The sequence below is a fragment of the Thomasclavelia saccharogumia DSM 17460 genome, assembly GCF_000686665.1.
In the GTDB taxonomy this organism is placed as follows: Bacteria; Bacillota_I; Bacilli_A; order Erysipelotrichales; family Coprobacillaceae; genus Thomasclavelia; species Thomasclavelia saccharogumia.
This window is the reverse complement of record NZ_JMLH01000037.1, coordinates 18,366-29,704: the sequence shown is the minus strand read 5'-3', so window position 1 is coordinate 29,704 and position 11,339 is coordinate 18,366. Positions and strand designations below refer to the sequence as shown.

Below are 11,339 nucleotides of genomic sequence, written 5' to 3'. Positions count from 1 at the left end.
ATGAAGAAAGTTGTTGGAGGGAAAAAACTCTCCAGCAACTTTGTCTTTGATGAATAGAGGTCAATTTTTTGTTCAATTATTTTCACTATTGTTTGATTCAGTGATTTTTTTCTTCTTTGGAGAAACCAGTTTGTGACCGGAATAAATGGACATGCCCATACAAAGCAATGAAGAATAGGCAAAGTATTTATGTGCAGTCATAGATTTTCTGATTCCAGAATAAATGCATCCCAACATACAGAAAAGTGCGCCTAGGGACCAGTATTTATGTGATTTCATGATTTGATACCTCCTTTGATTTAGCTGCTTCAATCATAACTCTATTTTACGAATATGCAAAGAAAATCTTGAAATATAGTTCTGTAGAATTAGAACTTGGCTTTGCGATTCTGTATATTTAAGATATCCACAAGTATACTAAATCCAGAACGATTATTCGTTCTGGAGGAGGTGTTACGATGGATTTGAAGGCAGTAGGACAGCGAATCAAATCAGCACGAGAAGCAAAAAATCTCACGCAAGAGGAACTGGCTGCATTAGTAAATTTAAGTCCGACGCATGTGAGTGTAATAGAGAGAGGCTTGAAAGTTACAAAATTGGATACCTTTGTTGCAATTGCAAATGCATTAGATGTTTCTGCAGATACTCTTTTGATTGATGTTGTGGCACATTCAGTTACAGGTGTTACCAATGAGCTGACAGAGAAAATAGAAAAACTTCCGATCAAAGAGCAGAAAAAAATTATCAAAGTAATTCATACATTATTGGAAGAGTAATATGACAAAATGGGAAGAGCAAGTAGCTCTTCTTTTTTTTGACTTTTTATTCCGCTTTAAATTGTAAAGTGTCTTTTCATGATAATAGAAATATGCTAAATTGGTTCTATAGAACAAGGTGTAATTCTACTTATATATTGGAGGAAAATGAATGAGAGAGAAAACTATTTATGAGAAGATTGCAGAAAAGTATAACACAACACCAGAAGAGGTACGCAGAGAAATGCAGATAGCCATAGATGCAGGATTTGATAATCCCGATCCGGCTGTGCAGGAAGAATGGAAGAAAATGACACTTAAAGGAGACAGACCCACACCGGAAGAAGTGATCAATTACGCAGTAAAACAATTAAAAGGAAATTAATGAAAATATGAAGAAAAAGATAATTGCAGTGATCTCAGGAGCAGTCATCTTGATAATTGCTGCAGGAAGTATTTATGGGAAACCTGAATCAAGTCATAAGGAAGGTGAACCGGATGTGGTAGGAACATTTTCCGTAAATCGGGATGAAAATTTAACCGTGGTCGCTAACCGGAAAAATATTGAGGATAGAGAAGCGTTTGCAAGAGAGCTTTTGCAGATGTACAAGGATGATTCTTTTCATTCGACAAAATTCTCCACAGACAGGGGATATGCGACGAGTCTTGATATGAACATCTATTTATGGAAAGAGGATATTGAAGATGGGGAATCGGTAATGACAGCCGAATACAGACCTGTAGAATATGGAAAGGACTATGATGTTGTCAATAATCCTGATAAATTTCAACTATATATAGATGGAAAAGAAGTAGAAGAATAACACGGTGAACTTTTTATACTGAAATATGTACGATTTCAATAATGATGTGAACTTATAGGAATGTATTGCGGATACTTTGTGAACTTTATCCTGATACAATGATTATGCTGATGAAAGAAGGCATAGATAACTGAATATAAGAAAGAGACGAAGGCCTCAGTAGTTAAGAAAAAAACTACTGGGGCTTTTTTTCGTGCCTGAATTTCTCAGCCAATAACTGCGGGTATGTCCCGGCAGGATAAAGGCGGAGCAGGCATGATTCTAAACAGAGGTCCGCCTTCTGGATTTGAAACAAGCAACGAGATTTCAAATTCAGGAGGAACGGACATGTATATTGAACACCCATATTTTTATGAAGGAAAGTATTACGCAAATATTGATGGAGAGATGATTGAGATTACAAAAGAGGTTGCGTATGCGATGAACAATTTTTATAGAAGCAGCAAGGCAAAAAAGGTAGAAATCAAAAACGAATTGGGAGAGGTCGTGGACAAGATGTTGAGGGAAGTACCTTACAGTGGTCAGTCCATTGATGGAGAAGGCTTTATGATAGAGGATTTTCCGGATCTGAATTGTGATGTGGAGCATAGTGTGCTGACAAAAATGGAACAGCAGGATATCCACAAAGTGATCAATCAGCTGAACTCCGAGGAACGCATGATTATTTACGGTATTTTCTTTGAAAACAAGACACAGACACAGATGGCAGAGATTATGGGAATTTCCAGACAGATGCTGTCATACAAGCTGAAATCCATTCTTAATAAGATGCGTGAAATGTATATGAATAAATTTTTTTAAAAAATTTTTCAAAATCTTTTGCATCTTCCGAAGTCATTTGACTTTAGTAATTAGAGGAGCTTTAAGGACTCCCTAAAACGCACCGTGATAACTGAATATCCAATAATAACTGACGTGACATTTCATACAGTGAGCACGAGGAAGATGCCGCTATAGGATTATAAGACGTAAAAACATTTTTAGAGCTAATAATGCTGCGAAAAAGCACTGACCAAAGCCAGTCGGCAGGCTGGTGATGCGATGACATGTGTGAGATGCGATACACTTGCAGACCCTGAGAAGTCTGTAATTGGTAAACCTATGAACTGCCAGAGCCTGGAAACGAGAGTTTTTGGGTTGTGGTCCGGAGTATAGCATCCGGACAGGTTATTATTCCCTTCCTGCAGATGCAGGAGTAACGATTCGGGGTATCGAGGATAAATAGAATCGAGCGAGCACTGTTTAATAATCAAATTGGCTATAGAGGTTATGCGGCAGAGCTTTCCATCTTGGAAAGGAACTCTGCCGTATTCCTGTGGAGCCAATATAGCGCTAGGGATGCTTTACAAATAAAAAAAGATTGGAGAGATGACAAGTGACGATTCGAAGAGGAGATATCTTATGGGCGGATCTCGGTATGTTTCCGACAACTTCGGTTCAGGGTGGAGTAAGACCGGTGATCGTAGTAAGTAACAACAAAGCTAATACATACAGTTCAGTCATTACAGTAGTTCCGCTGACGTCAAGAATATATAAGAAGCGGTATTTACCAACACATGTATTTATCAGTAAGTACGATATGACAGGAATCCGAAAAGGAAGTCTGGCATTGGCTGAACAGGTTATGAGCATTTCTACAAAATGTATTATTGAGAAATGCGGAAGAGTAAATAAGTGGAGCCTGGATCGGGTACTGAAAGCAGTACGGATTCAGATGGGAATGGAAGGAGAAGGGCATGACTGCGGAAGAATATAGAAACTATCTGGAAACGGATTTTGATGATGTGGATCTGAAGGAATTGAAGGATATCCGAAAAATAAGGATTGACCGGAATCATACGAAGGAAAAAAGAATAGCTCAATATCTCAGACAGGTGGGAAATCCCTATCTTGTCTGTATAGGAAATGTAAAAGTGAAAATAAGGTTTGCAAACAATGGAGTATCTTTTGAAGATGCATTTGAGGAACTTTTGCTTTCTGTATAAAAAGTGATGGTAAAATCTGAAGAGTTATGTTAATATGGAGACGAGGAATTCAGGACTCCTCATTCATATCAGGACAAAATCGACTCACCCTCTGGGTTTTACCAATGTTGATGGAAAGGTAAAACTAAGGAGGATGAAGATGAATCAAATTAACAATTCAAAGAAAATCTATCATGCAGCCATTTATGTTCGTTTATCGAAAGAAGATGGCGATGTTGCTACTGCTGGAAAGCGTGAAAGCAACAGTATCTCAAATCAGAAAAATCTGATAAAAAATTTCCTAAAAGATAAAAAGGATATAGTTGTTGTATCAGAACGGGTGGATGACGGTTACAGCGGTTCTAATTTTGAACGTCCTGCATTTCAGATGATGCTGGAAGATATCAAAAAAGGAATTGTGGATTGTGTCGTTGTAAAAGATCTTTCCCGTTTTGGACGTGAGTATATTGATGCCGGAAAATATATCGAAAGATTATTTCCGGCACTTGGCGTGCGGTTTATTGCGGTCAATGATCATTATGACAGCCTGGAAGGGAAAAGTCAGGCAGACGAAATCGTAATTCCCTTCAAGAATCTCATTAACGATGCATATTGCCGTGACATTTCTATCAAAATAAGAAGCCACCTGGAAGTAAAGAGAAAAAATGGGGAATATATTGGAGCGTTTACACCGTATGGATACCAGAAAGATTCAGATAATAAAAACAAACTGGTGATAGATGTATATGCGGCAGATATCGTCAAAGAAATTTACCGCATGAAATTATCAGGTATGAGCCAGACAGCAATTGCCAATGCATTGAACAAACAGGGTGTTCTTTCACCAATGGAATACAAGCACAGTCTTGGAATAAGGATTCAGGATAATTTTAAAACACACGAACAGGCAGAATGGAGCGCCATGTCGGTAAAAAGAATCCTTGAAAATGAAGTATACACTGGAACTCTGGTGCAGGGAAAAAGAACAACACCAAACCATAAAGTAAAAAAATTGATGAAAAAGCCGGAGACAGATTGGGTTAGAATTGAAAAAAACCATGAGGCTATCGTATCAGAACGAGAATTTGCACTGGTGCAGAGATTATTAGGGATAGATACAAGGACTTCTCCGAACGAGGAAAAGGTATATCCATTATCTGGACTTGTGGTTTGTGGAGACTGTGGGGCAATGATGATCAAACGGGATGTTCCGGCAGGAGGAAAGGTATATGCTTACTATATCTGTTCCAGACATGCGGCTACGAAAGCGTGTGCAGCACACAGAATACCAATGGGTAAACTAGAAGAAACAGTATTGGAACTGGTAAAAATCCATATTGAAAATATCCTTGATATGAAAAAAATCATGGATTTTATCCATGAAGTACCATTTCAAGAATTGGATATAAAAGAACTGGAAATTAGAAAAGAAGCAAAAGAAAAAGAAGCCGTGCGATGCCGGGAGTTAAGAGATTATCTATATGAGGATTTCCGTGAAGGAATCATTTCAAAAGAAGATTATAAAGAGCTTCATGACGGGTACACAGAAAAACGGAAAAAAGCCGAGGAAGCAGTCCGAAGCATTGATCAACAGATCAGTGAAGTCCTGGAATCAAAAAGTGATAAATATCATTGGCTGGATTATTTTGCCGAGCATCAGAATATACAGGAACTTACAAGAACTGTTGCTGTTGAACTGATTGACCAGATATTAGTATATGACAAAAAACATATTGAAGTCAGATTTAATTTTGATGACTGTTATCAATCCCTGTTACGGCAGATACAGTCAGTGGGATGTGATGTCAACACAGGTATGGACGGAAGAATAGAAATTCAAAAGAGGGAGGTCGTATAAATGGCTCGAAAATCAAGAAAAGTAGATTATGTGAATGTTGGAAATAAAGAAAATTTGGTTACAGAAGCTGAAAACCAGTGTGAAAAAGTTTCACATGCAGCCCTTTATGCAAGGCTTTCCTATGAGAGTGAAAAGAACAGAGAAAGAAATACGATAGAAACGCAGATGGTTCTGCTTCATAATTTCGTAAAAGAACAGAAAGATATCGTGGTTGCAAAGGAATATTATGATATATCTAAAACCGGAACTAATTTTGAGAGAGATGGTTTTAATGAGATGATGCAGGAGATCAAAGAGGGAAATATTGACTGTGTTATTGTTAAAGATCTTTCTAGACTTGGAAGAAATTATGTAGAGGCAGGAAGCTATATTGAAAGAGTGTTCCCATTCTTTAATGTGCGTTTTATTTCGGTGAATGATCATTATGATTCGTTCAGAGATGACATAAGCCTGCTGATCAGCATGTCAAACGTGTATAATGAGTTTTATTCCAGAGATTTGGCAAAGAAAATAAGAAGTTCATACCGGACGAGCTGGGCAAATGGCGAATTTCCTTCCGGTCAGATGGCTTATGGTTATGAAAAAGACAAGGATAATCCTCATCAGCTGATTCCAGATCCGGTAGCAGCACCAGTGGTGAAAAAGATATTTCAGTATTTTATTGATGGAATGACTTATGCAGAGATTGCCCGGAAATTAAATGCGGATGAGTATCTCTGCCCGAAAGCCTACAAGCTGGATAAAGCAGGAAAAGCAAATGAAAAGTCAGCGACATGGACATGGAGTGGAGGAACAGTCCACAAAATCCTTGAGAACCAATATTATGCCGGTGATAGTGTGCATAATCAGTTTACCAATGATTCCTGGGCAGCACAGAGACAGAAAATGAATCAGAAAGAAGAATGGATCATTATCAAAAATACCCATGAGGCACTTGTGAGCAGAAAGGATTTTGATGAGGTACAGGAAAAGATTGGTCATATCGTAAAACGGGTTAATGAAGCTCGTAAATCAAATGGCAATAATGTAAGAGACTTCAACTTTTTCAAGCAGAAAATTGTATGTGCAGACTGTGGAAAAACCATGTATTTATATGGGAAAACAAAAGGCAATCATCGTAGGTTTTACTGTGGAAATAATAAGCTCCACGGGAAGTGTACGCCACATTCTATCACTGATTTGGAAGTGAATGATTATGTACTGCGTGTGATACGTGTACATATCAATGTATATGTTGAAAATGTAGATTTGATTCGGCGGTTGAATCAAAGACAGGAAAGCATTAAAAAATATGATGTGTTTAACAGGGAAATCAAGAAATGCCGGAAAGAACTGGAAAAAGTGGCAGTACACCGGGAAAGATTGTTTGAGGATTATGTGTGCCGTATTATTGATGCAGAGCAGTATGAAACATTTTCAAAGCAGGATGCGGAAACAGAAAAAGAGATCCAGAATAACATGGAGATTTTATTAAAGCATCAGGTTGGATATGAAAAAAATTTTCACACAGAGGAAGAATGGGAAACATTGATCAATAAATACCGCAATACGAGAACGCTGACAAAGGAAATGGTCAATGCTTTTGTAGAAAAAATCGAAATACATGAAAGCGGTTCTATTACGGTACGTTTGGTGTATGATGATATGTTGGAAGAATTAAGAAAATATGCAAAAGAACGGGAGGCTGAGTCATGCCAGTAACAGAATGTATCGCTGTTTATATCAGACTTTCGTCGGAGGATAATGATGTAGATGGCAGTATAAAAGCCGAAAGCAACAGTGTCAGTGCACAGAGAATGCTGATAAACGAATTCATCAAAAAACAGGACGAATTTATTAACTGTTCAGTAGTTGAATATGTAGATGATGGGTACAGTGGTACAAACTTTAACCGTCCAGGATTTCAGAGGATGATGGAAGATGCAAAAGCAGGACGTATAAAAAGTATTGTTATAAAGGACTTTTCAAGATTTGGAAGAGATTATCTGGAAGTGGGGAATTATCTGGAAAAAATCCTGCCAGTCCTTGGTATTCGAATTATCTCAATTAACGATGGTTTTGACAGTATCAATTCCTCTGGTTTTACTGGAGGAATGAGTGTAGCGTTAAAAAATATGCTGAACGCAATGTACAGCAGAGATTTGTCCAGAAAAGTTCGTTCTGCGATGAAAACACATGCTAAAAACGGTGAATATATGCCGGCTTTTCCAAAATATGGATATATTAAAGATCCAGAAGATAAGCATCATCTGGTTATAGATCCAGAAGCGGCTGAAACAGTGAAACTGATATTCACAATGGCGGCAGATGGGAAAACCAAAGGACAGATAGCAAAATATCTGAACGAAACCCATGTGCTTACATGCAGGGAGTATATGTGCAGAAAAGGTATAAAAATGCACAGAGAAAACGAAAAAGAAAAGAAACTCTGGTCAGTCACAACAATCTCAGATATGCTCAAAAATGAAGTGTATCTTGGAAAAATTATTTGGAATAAAAAGAGAGTGGCAAGAACAGGAAGCAATAAATTGGTTTCCAATGATAAAGAGGAGTGGATTGTTGTAGAAAATGCACATGAACCAATTATATCCGATGAATTATTCCGGAAAGCAAATGAGAAAGCGTTTACTAACCAGAAAAAAGTTCTTGCAAAAAGAGGAGTAGCCTGCCCTATTTTCTTTTGCCCGACCTGTGGAAGAAGACTTGGTTTTACCAGCAGAGAGACTGGGTATCGCTGTATGCAGGCACATATCAGTGGTCTTAGTGGGTGTGCGGAAAGTAAAATGGACAGGAAAGAAGCAGAAGAAACAGTACTGGATGCAGCCAGAAATATGGCACAATTCATTTCGGAAAATCTTGAGAAAAAGAAAAGAGAATGGCATAAAACAATTTTGAAAGAAGAAAATATCGCAACACTGAAAAGTGAAAAAAAGCGACTCTCGTCAAGAAAGATGAAACTATATTCTGATTATCGTTCAGAAGTGTTGGACAAGGAAGGGTATATGGAAGAACTGGAAAAAACGACTTCCCGTATTTTAGAAATCACTTTGCAGATAGCAGAATTGGAGAATGAGATTGCAGTAGCGAAGAAAAAATGTGATGAAGCAACAGAAAAAGAAATGGAAGTAAATGAGATTGCAGCATTGCAGGATTTTGACAAAATACAGCTGTCAAAGATTATTGAGAAAGTCTTTATTTATGAACCAGGTCGTATGGAGATAAGCTGGAAGATGGATGACATTTTCTACAAAGAAGAAAAAGCATAAACGGAATAAGATTGTTCGCAGGAGCATCACTGGATGAAAACAGTGGTGCTTTTTGCGAATTAAAAGCAAATTTTTTTTAGACTTATATTGACAAAAGCAGAACTTTTAGCTTTAACACCAGCAGATTTTGATTTTGAAAAGAGAACGTTGAGGATTAATAAATCATATCAACGTATTAAAGGGAAAGATGTGATCACTGATCCTAAAACTGTAAAAAGCAATCGTATTATTCCTATTCCTCAATTTTTAGCAGATGAAATACAGGATTACATCAATAGACTTTACCATGTCAAAAAGGATACACGTATTTTTGCAATGACAAAATCATGGCTACATCATGAAATGGATAGAGGAAGCAAAGAAGCAGGTGTTAAGCGTATTAGAATTCATGATTTACGTCATAGTCATGTATCTTTGCTTATTGAGATGGGATTCTCTGCATTAGCTATTGCGGATCGTGTAGGACATGAGAGTATTGAAATTACTTATCGTTATGCTCATTTGTTTCCTGCAAGAGGACAAGAAATAGCAGATAAGTTAGATTGTGAAAGAGAGGGGACTTATCAAGATGTCGAAGAAAAATAATGATTTTCAAGGAAGATTTCGCTCAAAGGTGATTGCTTTTAGAGTTTCACCTGAAGAAGATGAAGTATTGAATCAAAAAGTAAAATTATCTGGGCTTACTAAACAAGATTATTTGATTGCTTGTTGTACAGATAAAAAAATTAATGTGAATCCTAGTCCCTATGTATTTAAATCAATTAGGAATCAGTTACTTCAATTTATAAAAAGATTTCAAGAAATATCAAATATAGATGAACTATCACTAGATGAAATGGTTATTTTAGAAGTTTTATTAAAGACTATCAAAGGATTAAAAGAAAATAAAAAAGCAGAGATTAAAGCCAACAAGGAGCCACGCCAATGAATCCATTGTTAGATCAAGCTTTAAACTATGCTCAAGAACATTTTAAAATATTTCCGTTGAAAGTCAATTCAAAAAGTGAACAAATATTAAAATCTTGGAAAAAAGAAGCAACAGATGACCGCCATCAAGTTCAAACTTGGTGGAGGGAATATCCTAATGCAAATATTGGTGTGAAAACAGGTGATGGTTTTATTGTTATTTTTGTTGCAAATAACAATGATAGAAATGGTAAGGAAATTATGGAACCTTATATTGAGAAATTTCCAAAAACAAGAATTGTAAGAACACCAAATGATGGTTGGCATTTTTACTACTATGTAGATAGAAATATACCTTGTCAAATTAATTTATACGAAGGAATTGATATTCAAGGTGAAGGTGGATATGTGGTTGGTGCTGGCAGTCAAATAGATGATAGAAAATATTTTGTATCTTTAGATGCTCCAATCGCAAAAGCAAATGAAGCGGTTTATGATTTTATCAATAAAAAAGATAAATATCCTACAAAACAACTTAAAGATTATGAAAAGATATATGAAGGAAAGCGAAATAACTATCTATATAAAATTGCCTGTTTTCTTCAACAAAAAGGATTAACCGATGAAGCTATTCAAGTCTGTATACAAAAAGAAAATGAACAAAGATGTGTACCATTATTAAGTGCTAATGAAGTCCATAAAATTTGTAAAAATGCCTTATCTTACAATAAAGGTTTCATACAGACAAAGAAAGAATTGGAATATGGAGGTAGATTTACTGTCACTGAGTTATTAACGATGGAAATGAATGATGAGCCTGATATTGTAGAAGATATGATTTCAGTTGGTCTCACTTTATTAGGTGCCCCTCAAAAAGCAGGAAAGACTTTCTTTGGATTACAGCTTGCCGAAGCGATTTCTACAGGAAAAGATTTTATTGGTAAAAAGGTTGTGAAGGGTTCATCGTTATATTTAGCTTTTGAGGATCATAAACATAAAGTTCAAAGACGACTTAAAAGAATGAATATAAAAGAAAATGATCATTTTGTTATTGATATTCTTAAATCAGACCACAATTATAACTTAGAAAGAAGAATTCAGGAAGAATTATTAGTTAATCCAGATTTAAAGTTGGTTGTAGTAGATACTTTTGCAAAAATGAGAAAAAGCAAAGATAGAGATTATGATAATGAATATGCGGAAGCAACAATATATCACGAACTTGCTTTTCAATATAATTTATCAATCATCATGATCACACATGTCAAAAAGGAAATTGATCCTAATAATCCATTTGATGCAATATATGGTAGTCGTGGCTTACCGGCTGGTTCAGATAGTATTCTAGTGATGTTTAAAAGAAATTTTTTATCCAAGAATAGACAGCTTGCTATACAGGGTAAAGATATTCCAGATGATGAATTAACCTTATTTCAAAACGAAAACTGTACTTTTGAGGTAGTTGAAAATGATTTTGATGAGCATATTGATGAAAATTTAAGCAAAGTCGTCAATTTTGTTGTACGCAATAAAGTATATGAAGGTTCTCATGAAGTATTATGTTCTAAACTGTCATTACAGTTAAGTGGAAAAGGGCTTCAAATGTTACTAAAAAAGAACAAAGAAATTTTAGCAGACAGCTATATTAAATATGAAGGATTGCCAAGAAAGAATAAAGCAAGGCAAATGAGGCTGACTTATGAAGGTGATGAAAAGCTATAAAAGGTGACGGTGTGACGATGTGATGGAAGTCAGTTCTGACCGTC

At 36.2% G+C, this 11,339-nt stretch carries 12 protein-coding genes and 1 pseudogene; 12 read left to right on the top strand and 1 reads right to left on the bottom strand.

The window, feature by feature from the left end:
- Positions 1 to 72 precede the first annotated feature (72 nt).
- Positions 73 to 279, bottom strand: coding sequence for a DUF6219 family protein (locus BR82_RS17710; protein WP_015524569.1), 207 nt, complete (start codon positions 277 to 279; stop codon positions 73 to 75).
- Positions 280 to 458: 179 nt separating this feature from the next.
- On the opposite strand from BR82_RS17710, the gene BR82_RS0109100 reads away from it, so the two are divergent.
- From BR82_RS0109100 to BR82_RS0109040, 12 genes and pseudogenes are all read left to right on the top strand, one after another.
- Positions 459 to 776, top strand: coding sequence for a helix-turn-helix domain-containing protein (locus tag BR82_RS0109100; RefSeq protein WP_008688152.1), 318 nt, complete (start codon positions 459 to 461; stop codon positions 774 to 776).
- Between the two features lie 151 nt (positions 777 to 927).
- Complete coding sequence (locus BR82_RS0109095; RefSeq protein ID WP_027089937.1) at positions 928 to 1,140, top strand: sporulation initiation factor Spo0A C-terminal domain-containing protein; 213 nt, start codon at positions 928 to 930, stop codon at positions 1,138 to 1,140.
- Positions 1,141 to 1,147: 7 nt separating this feature from the next.
- Positions 1,148 to 1,579: a hypothetical protein gene (locus BR82_RS0109090; RefSeq protein WP_027089936.1), complete on the top strand. Its 432-nt coding sequence runs from the start codon at positions 1,148 to 1,150 to the stop codon at positions 1,577 to 1,579.
- Positions 1,580 to 1,804: 225 nt separating this feature from the next.
- Positions 1,805 to 2,380, top strand: a complete 576-nt coding sequence (locus BR82_RS0109080) for a sigma factor-like helix-turn-helix DNA-binding protein (protein ID WP_012744262.1) — start codon at positions 1,805 to 1,807, stop codon at positions 2,378 to 2,380.
- A gap of 574 nt (positions 2,381 to 2,954) precedes the next feature.
- Positions 2,955 to 3,335 carry a type II toxin-antitoxin system PemK/MazF family toxin gene (locus BR82_RS0109075; protein ID WP_027089935.1) on the top strand — a complete coding sequence of 127 codons (381 nt, stop codon included), beginning with the start codon at positions 2,955 to 2,957 and terminating at the stop codon, positions 3,333 to 3,335.
- The gene (locus BR82_RS0109070; RefSeq protein ID WP_027089934.1) at positions 3,316 to 3,564 is read left to right on the top strand and encodes a DUF6870 family protein; all 249 of its coding nucleotides are present in this window, start codon (positions 3,316 to 3,318) and stop codon (positions 3,562 to 3,564) included. Before BR82_RS0109075 ends, BR82_RS0109070 begins: the two co-directional genes overlap by 20 nt.
- 139 nt (positions 3,565 to 3,703) lie before the next feature.
- The gene (locus BR82_RS0109065) at positions 3,704 to 5,401 is read left to right on the top strand and encodes a recombinase family protein (RefSeq protein ID WP_027089933.1); all 1,698 of its coding nucleotides are present in this window, start codon (positions 3,704 to 3,706) and stop codon (positions 5,399 to 5,401) included.
- Complete coding sequence (locus BR82_RS0109060; protein ID WP_027089932.1) at positions 5,402 to 7,102, top strand: recombinase family protein; 1,701 nt, start codon at positions 5,402 to 5,404, stop codon at positions 7,100 to 7,102. It abuts the gene before it with no gap.
- On the top strand, positions 7,093 to 8,667 hold the full coding sequence (locus BR82_RS0109055) for a recombinase family protein (protein WP_027089931.1): 1,575 nt from the start codon (positions 7,093 to 7,095) through the stop codon (positions 8,665 to 8,667). The genes BR82_RS0109060 and BR82_RS0109055 overlap by 10 nt, the downstream gene beginning before the upstream one ends.
- 87 nt (positions 8,668 to 8,754) lie before the next feature.
- Positions 8,755 to 9,252, top strand: a pseudogene (locus BR82_RS15575) (site-specific integrase); the annotation flags it as partial.
- Positions 9,236 to 9,595: a plasmid mobilization protein gene (locus BR82_RS0109045; RefSeq protein ID WP_027089930.1), complete on the top strand. Its 360-nt coding sequence runs from the start codon at positions 9,236 to 9,238 to the stop codon at positions 9,593 to 9,595. The pseudogene BR82_RS15575 and the gene BR82_RS0109045, both read left to right, overlap by 17 nt.
- A complete protein-coding gene (locus BR82_RS0109040; protein WP_027089929.1) occupies positions 9,592 to 11,295 on the top strand; it encodes a bifunctional DNA primase/polymerase in 1,704 nt (567 codons plus the stop codon). The genes BR82_RS0109045 and BR82_RS0109040 overlap by 4 nt, the downstream gene beginning before the upstream one ends.
- Positions 11,296 to 11,339 lie beyond the last annotated feature (44 nt).

Coding starts and splice junctions, on each gene's coding strand:
- BR82_RS0109100 (WP_008688152.1), top strand. CDS start 459: ATGGATTTGAAGGCAGTAGGACAGCGAATCAAATCAGCACGAGAAGCA.
- BR82_RS0109080 (WP_012744262.1), top strand. CDS start 1,805: ATGTCCCGGCAGGATAAAGGCGGAGCAGGCATGATTCTAAACAGAGGT.
- BR82_RS0109040 (WP_027089929.1), top strand. CDS start 9,592: ATGAATCCATTGTTAGATCAAGCTTTAAACTATGCTCAAGAACATTTT.
- BR82_RS0109045 (WP_027089930.1), top strand. CDS start 9,236: ATGTCGAAGAAAAATAATGATTTTCAAGGAAGATTTCGCTCAAAGGTG.
- BR82_RS0109095 (WP_027089937.1), top strand. CDS start 928: ATGAGAGAGAAAACTATTTATGAGAAGATTGCAGAAAAGTATAACACA.
- BR82_RS0109070 (WP_027089934.1), top strand. CDS start 3,316: ATGACTGCGGAAGAATATAGAAACTATCTGGAAACGGATTTTGATGAT.
- BR82_RS0109065 (WP_027089933.1), top strand. CDS start 3,704: ATGAATCAAATTAACAATTCAAAGAAAATCTATCATGCAGCCATTTAT.
- BR82_RS0109090 (WP_027089936.1), top strand. CDS start 1,148: ATGAAGAAAAAGATAATTGCAGTGATCTCAGGAGCAGTCATCTTGATA.
- BR82_RS0109060 (WP_027089932.1), top strand. CDS start 5,402: ATGGCTCGAAAATCAAGAAAAGTAGATTATGTGAATGTTGGAAATAAA.
- BR82_RS0109055 (WP_027089931.1), top strand. CDS start 7,093: ATGCCAGTAACAGAATGTATCGCTGTTTATATCAGACTTTCGTCGGAG.
- BR82_RS17710 (WP_015524569.1), bottom strand. CDS start 279: ATGAAATCACATAAATACTGGTCCCTAGGCGCACTTTTCTGTATGTTG.